Annotated in this window: 16 protein-coding genes; 5 read left to right on the forward strand and 11 right to left on the reverse strand. The window is 68.5% G+C overall.

All coding sequences use genetic code 11. The features are described from left to right. Positions 1-73 precede the first annotated feature (73 nt). The gene (locus DMC64_RS17235) at positions 74-994 is read left to right on the forward strand and encodes a proteasome assembly chaperone family protein (protein ID WP_125734812.1); all 921 of its coding nucleotides are present in this window, start codon (positions 74-76) and stop codon (positions 992-994) included. 82 nt (positions 995-1,076) lie between these two features. Here DMC64_RS17235 and DMC64_RS17240 read toward each other — a convergent pair whose 3' ends face one another. Continuing rightward, complete coding sequence (locus tag DMC64_RS17240; protein WP_125734356.1) at positions 1,077-1,730, reverse strand: NAD(P)-dependent oxidoreductase; 654 nt, start codon at positions 1,728-1,730, stop codon at positions 1,077-1,079. A gap of 141 nt (positions 1,731-1,871) precedes the next feature. Here DMC64_RS17240 and DMC64_RS17245 point away from each other — a divergent pair, with 141 nt between their 5' ends. Further along, positions 1,872-2,696, forward strand: coding sequence for a class I SAM-dependent methyltransferase (locus DMC64_RS17245; protein ID WP_233629687.1), 825 nt, complete (start codon positions 1,872-1,874; stop codon positions 2,694-2,696). Here the strand turns inward: DMC64_RS17245 and DMC64_RS17250 are convergent. Continuing rightward, positions 2,693-3,019 (reverse strand): YciI family protein, encoded by a 327-nt coding sequence (locus tag DMC64_RS17250; RefSeq protein WP_125734357.1) that lies wholly within the window; start codon positions 3,017-3,019, stop codon positions 2,693-2,695. The two genes, DMC64_RS17245 and DMC64_RS17250, sit on opposite strands and share 4 nt — an antisense overlap. An 8-nt stretch (positions 3,020-3,027) precedes the next feature. Next, positions 3,028-3,462, reverse strand: coding sequence for a MarR family winged helix-turn-helix transcriptional regulator (locus DMC64_RS17255; RefSeq protein WP_038508825.1), 435 nt, complete (start codon positions 3,460-3,462; stop codon positions 3,028-3,030). A gap of 110 nt (positions 3,463-3,572) precedes the next feature. On the opposite strand from DMC64_RS17255, the gene DMC64_RS17260 reads away from it, so the two are divergent. Together DMC64_RS17260 and DMC64_RS17265 are read left to right on the forward strand one after the other, a co-directional pair. Then, positions 3,573-4,238, forward strand: a complete 666-nt coding sequence (locus tag DMC64_RS17260) for a nitroreductase/quinone reductase family protein (protein WP_125734358.1) — start codon at positions 3,573-3,575, stop codon at positions 4,236-4,238. A 113-nt stretch (positions 4,239-4,351) separates the two neighbouring features. Beyond that, complete coding sequence (locus DMC64_RS17265) at positions 4,352-5,209, forward strand: DUF11 domain-containing protein (protein ID WP_125734359.1); 858 nt, start codon at positions 4,352-4,354, stop codon at positions 5,207-5,209. A gap of 44 nt (positions 5,210-5,253) precedes the next feature. On the opposite strand, the gene DMC64_RS17270 is transcribed toward DMC64_RS17265, so the two are convergent. The 8 genes from DMC64_RS17270 to DMC64_RS17305 form a co-directional block, all read right to left on the reverse strand. Next, positions 5,254-6,450, reverse strand: coding sequence for an RNA polymerase sigma factor (locus DMC64_RS17270; protein WP_125734360.1), 1,197 nt, complete (start codon positions 6,448-6,450; stop codon positions 5,254-5,256). Next, positions 6,451-6,846 carry a YciI family protein gene (locus DMC64_RS17275; protein ID WP_233629737.1) on the reverse strand — a complete coding sequence of 132 codons (396 nt, stop codon included), beginning with the start codon at positions 6,844-6,846 and terminating at the stop codon, positions 6,451-6,453. A 105-nt stretch (positions 6,847-6,951) separates the two neighbouring features. After that, complete coding sequence (locus DMC64_RS17280; RefSeq protein WP_125734362.1) at positions 6,952-7,944, reverse strand: isopenicillin N synthase family oxygenase; 993 nt, start codon at positions 7,942-7,944, stop codon at positions 6,952-6,954. 31 nt (positions 7,945-7,975) lie between these two features. Continuing rightward, complete coding sequence (locus tag DMC64_RS17285) at positions 7,976-9,544, reverse strand: DHA2 family efflux MFS transporter permease subunit (protein ID WP_125734363.1); 1,569 nt, start codon at positions 9,542-9,544, stop codon at positions 7,976-7,978. A gap of 69 nt (positions 9,545-9,613) precedes the next feature. After that, positions 9,614-10,963: a UDP-glucose/GDP-mannose dehydrogenase family protein gene (locus tag DMC64_RS17290; protein ID WP_125734364.1), complete on the reverse strand. Its 1,350-nt coding sequence runs from the start codon at positions 10,961-10,963 to the stop codon at positions 9,614-9,616. Between the two features lie 101 nt (positions 10,964-11,064). Continuing rightward, on the reverse strand, positions 11,065-12,255 hold the full coding sequence (locus DMC64_RS17295; protein ID WP_125734365.1) for a hypothetical protein: 1,191 nt from the start codon (positions 12,253-12,255) through the stop codon (positions 11,065-11,067). Then, positions 12,252-13,349, reverse strand: a complete 1,098-nt coding sequence (locus tag DMC64_RS17300) for a Gfo/Idh/MocA family oxidoreductase (protein WP_125734366.1) — start codon at positions 13,347-13,349, stop codon at positions 12,252-12,254. The genes DMC64_RS17295 and DMC64_RS17300 overlap by 4 nt, the downstream gene beginning before the upstream one ends. Next, complete coding sequence (locus tag DMC64_RS17305) at positions 13,327-14,769, reverse strand: FAD-dependent oxidoreductase (protein WP_125734367.1); 1,443 nt, start codon at positions 14,767-14,769, stop codon at positions 13,327-13,329. The genes DMC64_RS17300 and DMC64_RS17305 overlap by 23 nt, the downstream gene beginning before the upstream one ends. Before the next feature lie 573 nt (positions 14,770-15,342). On the opposite strand from DMC64_RS17305, the gene DMC64_RS17310 reads away from it, so the two are divergent. Beyond that, positions 15,343-16,335 (forward strand): XRE family transcriptional regulator, encoded by a 993-nt coding sequence (locus DMC64_RS17310; RefSeq protein ID WP_255432627.1) that lies wholly within the window; start codon positions 15,343-15,345, stop codon positions 16,333-16,335. Positions 16,336-16,584 lie beyond the last annotated feature (249 nt).

The following is a 16,584-nucleotide window of genomic DNA, read 5'->3' on the forward strand; positions in this document are numbered from 1 at the left end:
CGGCGGAATGGATACCCCCTATCGGGGCGTTGCCACCCGTAGACGGTTGCAAGCACGAAACCTGGAGGATCTGGTGGCGCTGGACCCGGAAGACCTGTACGAGGTGGACTCGGACGTCCCTGACCTCGGCGGGGCCGTGCTCCTGCACTACTTCGACGGCTTCATGGACGCGGGTTCGGCGGGCAAACTCGTCGCCGAGCAGCTCCTGAACTCCTCCGAGCACCGCGTGATCGCGCGATTCGACGTCGACCGGCTCATCGACTACCGCTCGCGGCGCCCGGCGATGACCTACTCCATCGACCACTGGGAGGCCTACGACGCCCCCGAACTGGTCGTCCACCTGCTGCACGACGCCGACGGCGTGCCGTTCCTGCTGCTCACCGGGCCGGAACCGGACCACGACTGGGAGCGGTTCTGCGCGGCCGTGCGCGGACTGGTCGAGCGCTGGGACGTCCGGCTCACCACCGGTTTCCACGGCATCCCGATGGGTGCGCCGCACACCCGCCCGCTCGGCGTGACCGCGCACGCGACGCGGAACGAGCTGGTCGGCGAACATCGCCCGCTGCCCAACCGGATGCAGGTGCCGGGCAGCATCGCCGGGCTGCTGGAGTTCCGTCTCGGCGAATGGGGACACGACGCGTCCGGTTTCGCCGCGCACGTGCCGCCCTATCTGGAGGACTCGACGTACCCGAGTGCCGCGCTGAACCTGCTCGGCGCCATCGCCGCGGCGACGGGGTTGAACCTGCCGGACGAGGAACTGCGGGAGGCGTCGCACGCCGCGGAAGCCGAGATCGCCCGCCAGGTCGCCGGCTCGGAGAAGGTCGCCGACCTCGTGCGGGCGCTGGAGCAGCAGTACGACACGTTCATGGAGGCGTCGGGCAAGGAAAGCCTGCTCGCGGAGTCGGTCGAGCACATGCCGACCGCCGAGGAGCTGGGCAACCAGTTCGAGCGGTTCCTGGCCGAGCAGAACGGCGGGGACTCGCCGGAGCGCTGAGTCACGCTCGAGAAGTCCGTGAAGGCCTCCTTGCCTACCTTCAGGGTAGGGAAGTAGGCCTTCACGGACTTGCGGCCAACGGTCAGTAGTCGACGGCGACCATCGCCCTCGAATGCGCCGGTCGCTCGATCTCGTCGACCAGCGCGACCGCGAGATCCGCGTACGAGAACGGCTTCGCGTCCTCCGCGCGCGGCAGCACCCGGTGGTCCCCGCTGCGGTACTCGCCAGTGCGCTCGGCGTGTTCGTCGAGGAACACCGGCGGTGGCGCGACGATCACCCAGTCGAGCCCGCCACCGGACGTACGGAAGACCTCCAGCTCCGCCGTGTGCCCGAGCGAGAACTCGCGGTGCTCGGGCGGCACACCCGGCTGGTCGTGCAGGGCGACACCCGGCTCGATCTCCAGCGCCGTTCCGATGCCGACGACGACCAGTCTCGCGACCCCGGCGCGCCCGAGGCCGTCGATCAGCGCGTGCGCGGCGGCCGGGTAGTACTCGCGTGACGGGAGATCCGCGCGGTAGACGGAACTGATCGCGGCGTCGTGTCCGGCGGCGGCCTTCGCGACGTCGTCCGCGACGGTGACGTCGGCGGCGATCAGGGTGACGTTGTCCCCGGCGAGATCCGCGTGGCGGCCGGGATCCCGGACGGCGGCGGTGACCTGGTGCCCGCGGCTCACGGCTTCGGCGACGGCACGGCGCCCTCCGCGCCCACCCGCCCCGAAGATGACGATGCTGCTCATCGCGCTCCTTTTCTCGTGCCGGTACCCGGGTACCGGCGGCGAACGCGATGCTAGGAGCGGACCCCTCGGTTACCGCAACGAAACCGGGCGCGGGATGTTCTGGTCCCGTTCACTCGAACGGTGCTGGTGTATCGTCCCGGAATGCGTCACCTGGTACCCCATTCAGCCCTGAAGACCTTGGGCCGTTCGGCCCGCGGAACGTTCGGCCGGGGCCTGCACCGGCTCGCCCGCCGATTCCATGATCCCTATACGGCGGAACTGGAACGGGTCGCCGCGGAATTGCGGGCGGAGATCGTCCGGCAGGGGGACCGCTGTTTCGACCGGATCGTCGAGTTCGAAATCCGGAGCCGTCGCGACATCATCTACGCGGGCGATCAGGACGCGGCCCGCGACAGCAACCGGTTCGCCCGCGAGCACCTGACCGGGACCAAACACTTCGCCCGTCCACAGGAGACTCTCGCGTACGCGCTTTCCCTTGCCCCGTCAGGGGGAATGGCCCTCGAATTCGGCGTCGCGAGCGGGAACACGCTGCGCGTGATCGCCAAGGCCCGTGGCGGCGTCGAGACCTACGGGTTCGACTGGTTCCAGGGCCTGCCGGAGAACTGGCTCAATGGCATGCCGGCCGGTTCGTTCGCGCGCGACGACCTGCCGGACGTCCCCGGCGCCGAACTCGTCGTCGGCCTTTTCGCCGACACGCTTCCCGGCTTTCTCGAGCAGCATGAAGGCGTCGTCGATTTCCTTCACGTCGACGGTGATCTGTACAGCTCGGCGAAAACGGTGCTCGACCTGGTGGGGCCGCGTCTGCGGGCCGGCAGCATCGTGCACTTCGACGAGTTCTTCAATTACCCCGGCTGGCAGCGGCACGAGCACCGGGCGTGGCTGGAATACGTCGAACGCACCGGTGTCGAATTCGAATACGTGGCCTACACCTATGCCGACAATCAGGTCACCGTGCGGATCGCCTAAAGCATCTCGCGCACTTCGATCGTCCCGATCGCGGCCCACGGGTGGGTCTTCGCCGCATCGAGGGCTTGTTCGCGGCTCTCGCATTCGAGGATGGCGATGCCGCCGATCTGCTCCTTCGTCTCGGCGAAGGGGCCGTCGGTGAGCAGTGCCTCGCCTCCCCGGACGCGGACGGTCGTCGCCGACTCGGGCGGGTGCAGGCCCATCCCTTCGACGCGCAGGCCGCGCCGCGTCAGCTCCCCGGACCAGGCGCGGCAGGGTTCGGTGATGTCGGTGTCGAGCCCTTCGTCGCCGACGGTTCCGCCGAGCATGAGCAGGTAGCGCATCGGTCCTCCTAGTCGGTCAGTCCGTCTTCGTACGCGCGCAGGGTGTCGATGAACGTCCGGCGCTCGGCCGGGCTCAGCGGCGCGAGCGCCTTCTGCCAGGCGCGGGCACCCTGCGCGAGCCAGCCGTCGATCGCGGGCCGCATCCGTTCGGTGATGGCGACGATCCGGCGACGCCGGTCCGCTTCGTCCTCGCGCCGGTCGAGCACGTCCTTCTTGCTCAGTTCGCCGACCATCAGGCTCACCGTGGTCGGGGCGACCTCGAGCCGTTCGGCCAGTTCGTTCACCGTCATCGGCCCGTCGAAGAGCAGGTACGACAACAGCGAAAGGTGCCGCGGCGCCAGTGACAGCGACTGGAGTTCTTCGGGGATCTTGATCCGCTTCGCCCGCCCGACCATCCGCGGCATGAGCAGCAGCAAGGCCCGCACGGCGTCGTCGACTTCCATGTCCTCGGTTGACACCGGCCACCCTCCTGGATACCTTTGCGAACAAAGAGGCTTTGCTTGCAAAGCAAAATAGCTTTCCCGTTGATGCTACCTGGGGAGTTCCGTTGCTGATGACCACCGCGGACGCCGAATCGGGGCGTCCCCGCACCACTCGCGTCGCTTGCCGTCCGTCCGGAAGCCGGTATCTGGTGTACGCGCCCGACGACGCTTCGCCTTGGTATCAAGACCTCCTCGCCAGTCCACAAGCGACACTCGAGATCGACGGGGTGCCCCATGCCGCGCGTGCCGTGCCCCTCGAAGGCGGGGAACGCGGGTTCGCGTTGCACCTGCTGGAAGTCGATGCCGCCCGTGGCCGCGCGATCGCCGATCAGCTGCTCGTCCATCACGGCGAACTCAGGAAGACCTTGGCGGCCGCGCGGGCCGAACTCGACGGCGGGCCGGTCGCGGACCGGTCGGGCCTGCGGCGCGAACTGCTCGGCCATTGCGTGACCTTCTGCAACGACCTGCGCATGCACCATCTCCGCGAGGACGGCGCTTTCACCGCGATCGAGAAGGCTCATCCCGGGCTCGCGCCGGCGCTGAAGCGGTTGCGTCAGGAACACGAAACCGTGTCCCGCGCGTTGCTCGATCTCGACGCGTTGCTTCAGGGCGAGGGCGATCCCGGCAGCGTGCGCGAGAAGTTCGACCGGGTCGTGAGTGGACTTGAGGAGCATTTCGCCTACGAGGAGGCGAACCTGCTCCCCGCGCTCCGTGGCGAGGCTACTCCGTGCGGGTGAGCGCGTCAGGCCACCTGGCGGGAAACACCGGTAACGAATGTCCGTTCCTGGGCGACTGATCGTTGTCCGCTCCGATCGGCGCGACGCTCCTGACCCCGGGAATGTGAGATCCGATGAAGCTTCGAAGAACCACACTTCTGTCTCTTGCAGCCGCCGCGGCCACGATCGCGCTCGCCGTGCCGGCTCCCGCCTACGCGGAGACGCCCACCAGTTCGGTGGTGGTCTCCCCGACTACCGTCCAACGTGGACAGACGTTCACCGTCGAGCATTCGCTGTACAACGCCCTCACCGACGCGGCGATCGAAGGCGGCGCGGCGACGCTGTACGCCGCAGAAATCCCGCTCACCGAGATCGCCGAGGTCGTCTCCTGTCCCGGCGCGCTCAGCTGCAGTTCGCATGTCGTCAGCATTCGCGGCGGCGTCGGGGACGTGGCTCCCGGCGACAGTCGCAAGGTGACGTTCACCCTGCGCATCAAGGACACCGCCCCGCTCGGCCCGGTGACCCTGCGGCACCAGTTCCTCGGCGAGAACTACAGTTTCGAGACCTTCGACGGTCCCGTCCTGACCATCACCGGCGGCACCACCGCGGCCGATCTCGGAGTCTCGCTGACCGCGTCCCCGCGCGGGATCCTGACCTCGTCGATCGACTACACGGTCAAGGTCACGAACGCGGGCCCGGGCGCGGCGTCCGGGATCCGGGTGGTGTCGACCCTCGGCAACGGGCTGCGTTTCACCGGCTCGTCGGTCTGCTCGAACCCGAGCGGCACCAAGGTCGTCAATTGCGACTTCTCGTCGCTCGCGTCCGGAGCCAGTGCGACGGCGAAGTTCTCGGTGGCCGCGGGGCTGTTGAGCATCGGGCAGGTCAAGACGACCGCGAAGATCACGCAGAGTTCCGTCGCCGATCCGAACGCGGCCAACGACACCGCGTCGGCGACCTGCACGGCGGTCACCGGTCTTCTGCTCACCTGCTGAATCACTCCGTTCGGCACCCGCTCGCGAGCGGGTGCCGAACGGCGTCAGCGCAGGCGTTCGGCGCGAGCGTGGAGATAACGCTGGTGTGGCAGGCCGGTCGCCAGCCGTGCGGCGTCCACATAGGACTCGATGGCTTCGTCGATGTCCCCGGCCATCTCGAGCAGATGTGCGCGGGCGGCGTGGAACCGATGGTCGCCGGAGATCCGGTCGCCGAGTTCTTCCAACGCCGCCAGCCCTTCTCGTGGCCCGCGGGCCATCCCGACGGCCACGGCGTGATTCAGCGCCACCACTGGATTGTCGGAGAGCCGCAGCAGGACTTCGTACAGCGCCTCGATCTGCGGCCAGTCGGTCTCCTCCGCGCTCGGCGCCTCGTCGTGCAGCGCGGCGATCGCTGCCTGGAGCTGGAACTGCCCGGTCGGCCCGTTCGGCAGCGCTTCGGACAGCAGCGCGATGCCCTCGGCGACGTACCCGGCGTTCCACCGGCCCCGGTCCTGTTCGGACATCGGGATCGGCGCGCCGTCCGGCCCCGTCCTCGCCGGACGGCGCGCGTCGGTGAGCAGCATCAGCGCGAGCAGGCCGGTGGCCTCGGCGTCGTCCGGCACCAGCCGGTGGACGATCCTCGCCAGCCGGATGGCTTCGGCGGAAAGGTCGCTCCGCACCAGATCGGGGCCGGACGTGCTGGCGTAACCCTCGTTGAAGATCAGGTACAGCACGTGGAGCACCGCGTCGAGCCGTCCCGGTCCCGTCGGCAGCGCGAACGGGACGCCGCTCGCCTTGATACCCGCCTTCGCGCGGCTGATCCGCCGGGTCATCGTCGCCTCGGGGACCAGGAACGCGCGCGCGATCTCCGCCGTCGTGAGACCGCCGACCGCCCGCAGGGTCAGCGCGATCTGCGACGCGGGCGAAAGAGACGGGTGACAGCACAGGAAGAGCAGGACGAGCGTGTCGTCCGCGGACGTGACGTGCTCTTCCGGCAACCTCCACTGGAAGACGGTGTCCTCGCGACGACGCCGCGCCTGTTCGGCGCGGAGCAGATCGGTCAGCCGCCGTGAGGCGACGGTGATGAGCCACGCGCGCGGATCGTCGGGCCGCCCTTCGGCCGGCCATTGCGTCGCGGCCGCGAGAAGCGCCTCCTGGGTCGCGTCCTCCGCCAGGTCGAAGTGACCGTAGCGGCGGACGACGGCGCCGAGGACCTGCGGCGAAAGCTCGCGCAGCAGGTCTTCGACGCCGCTGTCCGGCACCTAGAGCTCCAGCTCTTCGAAGCTGTCGGCGCACGGCCGGATGTCGACGTACCAGTCGCGGCCGAGGTCGCTGCCCTCCGGATGCGGCGTGTTCGCCAGCTGGACCGCGATCTCGGTCGCGCGGTCGTAGCTCGCGCAGTCGACGGTCGTGTACCCGACCAGGACCTCCTGCGTCTCGGCATACGGCCCGTCCGTCACCACAGGGGCGCCGTCGCGCAGGGAGACGCGGCGGGCGTGCGCCGGCTGGGAGAGGCCCTGCGCGTCGACGAACTCACCGGATTCGACCAGGTCGTTGTTCCACTTGCCCATGAACTCGTGCAGGGCCTTGACCTCGTCGGCACTCCAGGTGCCCCCGATGTCGGCGAGGTCCTTCTGCGACCCGAACATCATGATCATGTACTTCACGGTTGTCTCCTCTCGGCCGGCACCGTTCCGGTGCCTTCTGCCGGGGACGTCGGACCCGCCGGACAGGACCGGACACCGTTCGCCAAGAATTCTCCCTCAACCGCGGTCGGCCGCCGTGTTCATCGCGTCGGCCGGTTCCAGGGTTCGCCCGCCGGTGATCTTGGCGTAGAGGTGCGCGCCGCCGAGGACCGGCGGATACTTCGGCGGGTTCGCGGCGGACTGGCAGGTCGGGAGGCATTCGAACCGGGCGTCGTGGTCGCCGTCGAAGAAGAACGCCACGCTGCGCCGTCGTGACGGCCCCGGCCCGGACGGCGGCACGACCCGGTGGAGGGTCGAGCGCCAGCGATCGTTCGTCCACTGCGCGGTGAGGTCACCGAGGTTCACGACGAGCGCGTCTTCGGCGGGGATCACGTCGTGCCAGGCGCCGTCGGGACCGTGGATCTGCAGGCCGGGGACGGGATCGGCGTAGAGCACGGTGACGATGCCGTAGTCGGTGTGCGCGCCGAGCCGCATCTGCCCGGGCAAGGGTTCGGGCGCTCCGGCGCGGCGCTCGAAGTGATTCACCCGCAAGGTGCGTGTCGGGTGCCGGGTGTACGCGCTGAGGTAGCCGTCGGGGAGGCCGAGCGCAGTCTCGAAGATCTCCAGCAGCACGCGCGCGACGCGGTGGGCTTCGTCGGCGTACTCGGTGAGCGCGGGACGCAGGTTCTCGGGCAGCTCGGGCCAGATATTGGGGACGAAGAAGCCGTACGGGTCTTCGCCGTCGATGTGCTCCGCGCCGATGACGAACGATTCCGACAGGTCGGGCGGCGTCGTCTCACCGAGGCTGTACGCCAGCCCTTCGGTGCCTTCGGCCGCGTACCCGCGATCCGAGGCACGGTCGGCGGGCGCGGAACGGAGCTTCTCCTCGACAGGGAGCGCGAAGAAGGCCGCGGTCGCTTCGCACATGGCATCGATCGTCGTCCGCGGGATGCCGTGCCCGACGACCTGCAGGAACCCCACCCGCGTCAACGCCTCGTCGACGGTGTGCGCGAGCTTCGCGCGGTCGCCGTCGTTCCAGCTGCTCAGATCGACCGTCGGTACGAGTGTCATGACGTGACGGTAGCCAGGGTGGCGCCGGTGATCACCGGGTCACGGTCATCCGATCGGGCGATCTGTCCTGCCCGATCGGCCCGCGCAGGCTCACCGCGCACACCACGCCGACGAGCAGCGCGCCCACGGGAAGCAGGAAAGCGGCCTTGACGGCGTCCGTGAGCGCGGCGCCGGTGACCTGGGCGACCAGTTCCCGTGCCTGGGCAGGCAGATCCACGGCGACCTCGGGAACGCCGCCGAACTCGCCCGCCGAACCGGCCTCCGCAGCGAATACGTCCACGAAACGCTGCCGGATCCCGGCGGGCAGCGTGGCCGCGGCCTCGTTCGCCCGGACCGCCATCGAGGAGCTGGTCCGAGCCTCCAGAAGGACTCCGACGGCCGCGCTGCCGAGCACCCCGCCCACCTGGCGCGCGGTGTTGAAGATGCCCGACGCGCTGCCGACCAGCGGCCGCTCGACGGAGTTGATGGTCACGTTGTTCATCGGGGAGAAGGTGAACCCGACGCCGAGCCCGCAGAGCAGCAGCCCGGGGAGCAGGGCCAACGGCTCACTCACCGGGATGAGCACGAGCGAGACGACGCAGAGGCCGCCGCTCAGGGCGAGCATCCCCGACATCAGCGGGTACTTGGGGTTAACCCGGTCCGACAGCCTGCCCGCGAACGGCGCCACACCGCCGGACACCACGGCGAGCGGCGCGATGAGCAGACCGGCGTCGGCCGGGGACAGGCCGAGCACCGACTGGAGGTAGATGACGAACACCAGGAGCAGGCTGGTCATCGCGAAGCCGACCATCACCGCGGACGCGGTACCGAGGGAGAAGTCGCGATGGCGGAAGATCCGCAGCGGCAGCAGTGGTTCGCGGCGGTTGGTTCGTTGCCACAGCACGAAACCGCCCAGCAGCAGCACACCGGCCCCGATGATGTCGAAGGCGGTTCCCCAGCCGTACGTCTGTCCATTTTGGATACCGAAGACGACGCAGACGAGCCCGGTGCCGAAGAGCAGGATCCCGGGAACGTCGAAGCGGTGCGAGTTCCCAGGCCGCCAGTCGGGGACGAGGACGACGGTGAGCGCCAGCGCGATCAACCCGACCGGGACGTTCGCGAAGAAGATCCACTCCCAGCCGAGGTGATCGACGAGCAGGCCGCCCAGCACAGGTCCGGCGATCATGGCGAGACCCGCGACACCGCCCCAGGCGCCCATCGCCGGGCCTCGTTCGTCCGGCGGGAACAGATGCGTGATGAAGGCCGTGGTCTGCGGGGTCATCAACGCGGCGCCGAAACCCTGCACCGCCCTGGCGACGATCAGCGTTTCCACGTCACCGGAAAGCCCGCACCACAGCGACGCCGCGGTGAACACGAGCAGCCCGGCCACGAAGACGCGCTTCGGCCCGAAGCGGTCGCCCAGCCTGCTGGCCGGCAGGATCGGGACGGCGTAGGCGAGCAGGTACACGCTGGTCACCCAGATCACCGCGGTCAGCTCGGTGCCGAGTTCGCGCACCATCGACGGCACCGCGATGTTCACGATGCTGATGTCCAGCATGACCATGAAGAAACCCAGGCACAGCGCGAAAAGCGCGGCCCAGGGCCTGGTTCGCTTCGGCATCCGTCCTCCTGTTCCGGCGCCCGGAAGGGTGGGACGACGAGCGCGACCACTCGCCGTCCACCCCGGGGGTCACCCTGCTCGCGCGGCCATGGCGACGGCGGGCGCCCGGGTGCCGCCCGGACGGCCGATGCCCTGATACGAGAGCCCGGTCCGGGCCACGGTGAGCGGGTCGAGCAGGTTCCGCGTGTCGATGACGGACCGGCCGTCGAGCCGGTCGGCGATCCGACCCCAGTCGAGGTCGCGGAACTCCGGCCATTCGGTCAGCAGCACGAGCGCCGCCGCGCCCTTCGCCGCGTGGTAGGCGGTCCCGGCGATCCGCACGTCGTCGGTCACACCCGGCACCGGCGCGTGGACGCTGGGGTCGTAGCCGGACAGCTCCGCGCCTTCGGCGGCCAGCCGGGCCGCGATCGCCAGCGAGGGGGAATCCCGCAGGTCGTCCGTTCCGGCCTTGAACGTCAGGCCGAGCAGGCCGATCCGGACCCCGGCCAGGTCGCCGCCGACGGCCTTGCGCACCTTGCCGACCACCAGTTCCTGCTGTTTGACGTTGGTGTCGATCGCCGCCCGCAGCAGGGCGAAATCGCTGCCGGCCGATTCCGCGGTACGCAGCAGCGCGAAAGTGTCCTTCGGCAGGCAGGAGCCACCCCAGCCCGGCCCCGGCCGCAGGAACGCCTTGCCGATGCGGTCGTCGTAACCCATCCCGGCCGTCACGTCGTCGATACTCGCGTCGAGGTACTCGCACAGCTCGGCGACCGTGTTCACAAAGGACAGACGCGTCGCGAGATAGCAGTTGGACGCGTACTTGATCAGCTCCGCGCTCGAAGAGTCGGTCACGAGGACCGCGGTGTCGAGGTGCTCGTACAGTGCCGCGACCCGCCTGGCGGGGACCGGGTCGCGATCCGCGGAGCCGACCACGATCCGGTCGGGATTCAGGAAGTCGTGGACGGCGAACCCTTCGCGCAGGAATTCGGGATTGGACACGACCGCGACGTCGGCCCGGTCGATCAGGTGCGCGACGTGGGCCGCCGTGCCGACGGGGACCGTCGACTTGTTCACGACGACACAGCCGTGCGGCAGCAGATCCCGCACCTCGGTCACGACGGATTCCAGTGCGGTCAGATCCGCCGCGCCGGTCGCGCCCATCGGCGTCGGCACGCAGAGGATCACGATATCCGCGCCCGCCACCGCCGCGCTCGCGCCGAGCACGAAGTCCAGCCGCCCGGACGCCAGCCCGTCCACCACGAGCTCGCAGATCCCGGGTTCCCTGATGGTCGTTTCGCCGCGCCGCAACGCGTCGAGCTTTTCCTGGTCCACGTCCGCGCAGACGACGCGGTGTCCCAAGGACGAAAGGCACGCGGCCGTGGTCAGCCCCACGTAGCCCGCGCCGATCACGGCGACCTCGACCCCCGATGTTGCACCCATTCTCTTACCCTCCAGTTTCGATGCCGCCGGGCGGCGCGGAGTCGCCCCGCCCGGCGGCATCGCGAGATACGGATTTCGTGTTCAGCCGGAAAAGGCTTGTGTCACTTGACGTGCGGGATCGCGCGGATCCCCTCGTACGGGGTCTCCTTGCCGAGGTAGTCCACCGTTTCGAACAGGCCGATCGCGTGCATCGGGTACCGCGCGCCCGCTTCCGCGGCGAAGACGCAAGGAAGGATCTGCTTCCGCTCGGAGGCGGCGGCCTGGCCGCCCTTGCGGATGTGCTTGTGGGTGTGGATCAGGATCGGCATGTAGCCGCCCCCGAGGAACGAACCCGACTGCAGGACCGCCCCGCCGACGCAGTCGATCACGCAGCCCTTGCCGAGGATCGCGTCGCGGCCCTGGTAGTAGTACGAAGGCGTGGCGAGCGTGCCGTGCTCCACATGGAACACACCCGCCGAGAGACCGATGATCGAGCGGCCGCAGGTGCGCAGCACCGACCGGTAGAAATCGACCAGGATCGGCCGGACGGTCGTGTCCGGAAGCGAGAATTCCCCGCACATCAAGGTGATGCGCACCAGTTCCGCGAGCGTGAGGCCGGAGCCGTGCTCACCGGGGAACTCCTGGTCCCACGGCACCAGGTAGTCCGACGGCGCCACCATCGTGGTTCCGACGTCTTCCAGGATCAGCCGTTCCGCGTCGCCGACCTCCTCCGCGGGCACGACGCCGTTCGCCAGGACGCGCACGGCGAGCAGATGCCTGCTCTCCAGCGTCTTCGCCCTGCTGGCCGCGATCAACAGGTTGAGCCTGCCAGTCACCGTTTCCGGGATGTCGAAGAGATGGTCGATACCGTCGGTGGGGACGGCTATCTTGGCCTGCAGGCCGCGTTTGGGCAGCGGCTCGTAGGAATCGACGACCTCCTGGAAGGCGCCGGTGAACTCGCCCGCCCCGACGTGGACGAGCCTTTCCGCGGCCATCGCGCGGTAATCGAACGGGATCGACGTCGACGTCGAGAGCACGACGTCGGCGAGCAGGGCGCGATAGCGGTCGTCGTCCAAAGAGGACGCGGCCAGTTCCAAGGACAGGTAAGGGGATTCGTCCCCGGGACCGTGGATCCAGCTCGCGGTGTAGGGCGCCTCGAACCGGCACGCCTTCGCGAACAACGCGCGGGCGTCGTCGTCGTTCTTGACCTGGCCGGTGACCTCGGCCAGCGCCACGTCGCGGTCGGCGACCTCGGGCAGCATGTCCTTGGCCGGCCGCAACAGTGTCGAAAGGTCCTCGATGCTTCGCGTCATGCTTCGCTCCCAATCCGTGCGTACTTCTCGTTTTCCGTTGTCTGCGGGAAGGTTCCGGTGAACATCGCCGAACCCAGCGCGGCGAGGAACCGGTGCTCCGCCGGGCGGACCACCGTGGTGCCCTCGTCGAGGTGCCGCAAAAGGTCCAGCTGCGTCAGAAGTGCCTCCTTGAAATGATTGACGGCGATGAGGAAATGGCCCTCCGGCACCGCGTCCCGGACGTGGACCGCGTGGATGTTCTTGTAGCCGGTGTCCGTGCCGAAGAAGGGCTCGAAGACCAAGGTGATGTGCTTCCCGGACAGCAGCTCGACGTCCGCGAAGCGGTATCGGAACTCGGAGCCGTACGGGATGCTCGACGGGACGACGAAGTCCTTCACGACGTCGTCGGGGAACGCGAATCCGGCCAGCTCGGGGAAGGCGATGGCCCCGGTCGACGACGTGTACAGCTCGACGTCGGGCAGGCCGGGAGCCGCGGTCCGCACGCGCATTTCCGCCGTCACCGAAGAGGGCACCGTGCGCAGATAGGCCCGGTACTGCTCGGCCGGGAGGATCGCACGCAGGATGCTCAACATGTGAAAGCCCTCGTAGCCGGCTTCGCCGTACTGCGTGTCGACGAACCTTCCGTTGGCGACGTCGAATTCCCGGTTCTTGGTGAATTCGACGGTGATCTTCCGGATGGGATCGGACTCGCTGAACTCCCGCACGGAGGCCGCGAAACGCTGCACCGCTTCGCTGTGCGAATACACGTCGTTGACGATGATCCGGGCGCGGGGATGACGCCGGACCGTGCGACCGAGGCCGTCGAGGTCCTCCGGGTAGCAGGCCGGTTTCTCCAGCAGGACACGGGCATCGGGCTGCCGCCGCAGGATCTCGTCGACGACCGCGAGATGGGTCGCCGTCGGGGTGGCGACCACCCAGGCGTCGACCGACGCCGGATCCGGCACCTGGGCGACCCGTTCCCAGTCTGCCCCGTCGCCGATGTCCACCGTGCGGATCCGGTGTCCCGCCTGGTCGTAGCAAGCGGCGTACAGCGACCCGATCTTACCGAGCCCGACGATGACGATCGTCTTCTCAACCGGCGACGGTGCCGACACGGGCTTCCCCTCCCCGTGATCGGATGGCGTGGCGGGCGGCGGAGGTACCGGCGGCCCGGCCGAGCACGGCACCCGCCATCAGGCCGGTGCCACCCGGATAGCCCTGGTCGTAAAGGCCGCCGACGATCACGCCCGCCGCGTAGAGGCCGCTGATCGGCTCGCCACCGCCGCGCACTTCGGCGTCGGGGGTCACGGAGAGACCGCCGTAGGTGAAGGTCAACCCGCAGACCACCGGGACGAACAGGTACGGCGGGGTGTCGATCCGCTTCTCGTCCTGATCCGCGTGCAGCCGCTCGATTTCGGCGGTGAGGTTCGCGGCGTCGATCCCGAGCCGCCGGGCGCCTTCCTCGATCGAGGAGACGGTCACCGACGCGGGGTCGCCGGCATACCCCTTGGGGAGCGCGCCCGCCGAGACGACCTTGTCGTCGAAGATCTGGAAGGCCGTCCTCCCCGGCTGCTCCTGGATCTTCTGGCCCAGCGTGACGTAGGTGAGGTTGCTGTAGCCGCCGGATTCGTCGAAGAACCGGCGTCCCTCCCGGTTGACCACGACGCCCAGCGGATAGGCGTATCGGGCGAGGCCGTGGGATTCGTGCATCTGCCCCGGCAGCATGTGGTCGGGCAGTTCGATGCCCTGCGGTGTGGTGTGGCACTTCTCCCAGTTGCCCGAGGTGTCGGCACCGAGCTCGACGGCGGCCGTCAGGGGAGCGCCTTCGTTGAACGGGACACCACGCAGCTTCACGTCCCGCCACGCCTCGCCGAGATGAAGTTCCCGCAGCCGGTCGTTCGCCTCGAAGCCCGCCGACGCCAGCACCAGCGCGTCGGCGATCACCGGGAACGCGGGTCCCGAACCGTGGAGCAGGTACCGGCCGTCGGCGGTCTTCTCGAAGCCGGTGACCGCGCTGTCGTAGAAGACCGTTCCGCCGAGCCGTTCGAACCGGTCGAAGTTCCGGTCCTGCAGGCTCTGGCCGCCGCCGTCGAGGACGATCGGCACGTCACCGGGAAGCGGGGTCGGTCTCGGGGCCCAGCGCTGACCGAAGTCGCGCATCCAGGCGATCGTGTCCGTCGAACGGCGGATGATCGACTCGATGAGCGCGACGTCCACCTGTTCGCCGGAAACCCGCAACCAGTCTTCGAGGTACTGCTCGTCGCTGTAGCCGGAGCGGCCGGCCAGGATCTCTTCGACCCGTTCCTTGTCCGCCTCTCGCAACAGGGCGGCGATGAAAGGGCTTCCCTGCCAGGAGAAGCGCATGGTCCTGGTCAGGGAGCTGTTCCCGCCGCGCAGTTCTTTCGGCGCGGCTTCGAAGACGCTGACGGAGGTCGCGCCCGCCTGCATCGCGGCTATCCCCGCGCAGAGCCCCGCATTACCCCCGCCGACGACGGCTACCTGCCGTTCGGCCGTATCATTTTGCCCGTTATGCATCGACAACGCTCCACAATCCGGTGTTCGCCATTCAGGACGACCGAGTTCGAACAAGACCGAGCCATATCGCCGGAGAACGGTGCGAATACTTATGTCGACGCACGGTCACCGGGCGAATACGGGTCGAATCTGTGAACAAGTGGTCTGCTACTGGATTCGCAGCCCTATTTCCTCGTGTGTGCTCAGACCGGCGGCGCACGAGGAATATTCTTCGGAATCGGTGGCCGGCGTCGCATTCAGGCGACGGCAGACGTCATCCGGTGTTCAGTACAGAGATTTCAGTGGACGCCTTTCGAGATGAACCAGCTGTTTCCGCCGGGTTCACCGTCGCCCTTGACGATGGTCGTACGGATTCTTCTGGTTTGCTCATTTTCTTCGGCCCGCATTCCCGGGCCTCCCCAGTCGTGGCCGGCGTGGGGGCCGACTGAGGTCAGCCTGACTTCCTGACCAGCGCAGGGGCAACCTTCGGGTAGTTCGGCCTTGTTCGAAATCGTTCGAGTGGTCCGAACAGCAGATTCCGGCGCCGCTGAATGGCGGTATCGCGGCTCAGATCTGCTCAGTCAATCTAGAGCGATGATCGTTGACGAGGGGGACGGCGACGGGGAGTCGCCGACGACGGTTCACCCACCGGACTCCACGGCTTCACCGGCTGAGTACACGGCGGCACTGCGTGTATTGAGAACGTGGTCCGGATTGACTTATCGGCAGTTGGCCGGAAGGGCCAAAGAACTCGGCGGAACACTTCCGGCGAGTACGGTCGCGACCACCCTCGGCCGCACCACACTGCCCCGGGAATCGTTCGTCGAGACGTTCACGCGCGCGTGCGGATTGACCGACGAAGAGGTGCGGCGGTGGCTCGACGCCCGGACGCGGATCGCGATGGGGGCACCGCCGCGGCCCGCCGACGAACCCAAAGCGGAAGCCGTCGCACCGCCGGAACCGCAACCCCGCCGCCGGCGCTGGCGGACGCCGATGATCGTGGCCGCGTTCATGAGCGTCGTCCTCGTCGGGACGCTCGGCTATCTGACGCGCTCCTTCGGGGCGTCCTCCAAACCCAAGGACACCGTGGCCGTGGTGCCCGGCCTCGACGTGCGCGAGGTGGGCAGCTGGGCACGGATCCGGCCCGCGCGCTCGCCCGAGTTCTGCCTGGCCGAGGGGACAGACCGGACCCGGCTCTACTCCGGCACCATCGTCGCCCAGCAGACCTGCGGCGGTGACGCGTCGCCGCACCTGTTCCTCGATCCCGTCGGGGAAGAGAACGCCGTGCAGATCCAATGGCACCATCCGGAGACCGGGGTCGGCTGTCTCACGGTCGTGAACGAAGGGCTGGGGCACGACCTGCTCGAACCCCGCGACGACTGTGACGACGATGGTATGGACCAGCTCTTCACCATCGGCACGGCAGGCCCGACGGAACCAGGGCGGTTCGTCATCCGGCCCGTCGGCACCAGCCAGTGCCTCGGCCTGCGTGACCTGGACACCGTGGCGGGGACCGAGGTGGTGCGGGAACGCTGTTCGGGAGCGCCGGACCAGACGTTCTTGATCGATTTGATCCCGCCTCCGTGAGCGAGTGGACGGGCCTCGTGTGATCCGACGGACGACACGTGTGATCCGACGGACGACACGTGTGTCTGGACGGACGACACGCGGCGGAGCTTGGTCGCGGATGTGTCGTCCATCTGGTCACGTGTGTCGTCCGTCGGATCACACGTGACGTCCGACCAATCACGGGAAGCCCCGCTTCCGGCTAGGTCGAAGGCTCCTTTCGTCGCATCGGACTCGGCGAAGGGAGCCTTCAGCCCACTACCGGCCCCC

The sequence above is a fragment of the Amycolatopsis sp. WAC 04197 genome (assembly GCF_003947475.1).
Taxonomy (GTDB): Bacteria; Actinomycetota; Actinomycetes; order Mycobacteriales; family Pseudonocardiaceae; genus Amycolatopsis; species Amycolatopsis japonica.

Bases quoted from the DNA above. Each gene is read 5' to 3' on its own strand.
- DMC64_RS17245 (WP_233629687.1), top strand. From the start codon at position 1,872: ATGCGTCACCTGGTACCCCATTCAGCCCTGAAGACCTTGGGCCGTTCG.
- DMC64_RS17285 (WP_125734363.1), bottom strand. From the start codon at position 9,544: ATGCCGAAGCGAACCAGGCCCTGGGCCGCGCTTTTCGCGCTGTGCCTG.
- DMC64_RS17275 (WP_233629737.1), bottom strand. From the start codon at position 6,846: ATGATCATGATGTTCGGGTCGCAGAAGGACCTCGCCGACATCGGGGGC.
- DMC64_RS17280 (WP_125734362.1), bottom strand. From the start codon at position 7,944: ATGACACTCGTACCGACGGTCGATCTGAGCAGCTGGAACGACGGCGAC.
- DMC64_RS17240 (WP_125734356.1), bottom strand. From the start codon at position 1,730: ATGAGCAGCATCGTCATCTTCGGGGCGGGTGGGCGCGGAGGGCGCCGT.
- DMC64_RS17305 (WP_125734367.1), bottom strand. From the start codon at position 14,769: ATGCATAACGGGCAAAATGATACGGCCGAACGGCAGGTAGCCGTCGTC.
- DMC64_RS17260 (WP_125734358.1), top strand. From the start codon at position 3,573: ATGACCACCGCGGACGCCGAATCGGGGCGTCCCCGCACCACTCGCGTC.
- DMC64_RS17295 (WP_125734365.1), bottom strand. From the start codon at position 12,255: ATGACGCGAAGCATCGAGGACCTTTCGACACTGTTGCGGCCGGCCAAG.
- DMC64_RS17265 (WP_125734359.1), top strand. From the start codon at position 4,352: ATGAAGCTTCGAAGAACCACACTTCTGTCTCTTGCAGCCGCCGCGGCC.
- DMC64_RS17250 (WP_125734357.1), bottom strand. From the start codon at position 3,019: ATGCGCTACCTGCTCATGCTCGGCGGAACCGTCGGCGACGAAGGGCTC.
- DMC64_RS17310 (WP_255432627.1), top strand. From the start codon at position 15,343: ATGATCGTTGACGAGGGGGACGGCGACGGGGAGTCGCCGACGACGGTT.
- DMC64_RS17290 (WP_125734364.1), bottom strand. From the start codon at position 10,963: ATGGGTGCAACATCGGGGGTCGAGGTCGCCGTGATCGGCGCGGGCTAC.
- DMC64_RS17255 (WP_038508825.1), bottom strand. From the start codon at position 3,462: ATGGAAGTCGACGACGCCGTGCGGGCCTTGCTGCTGCTCATGCCGCGG.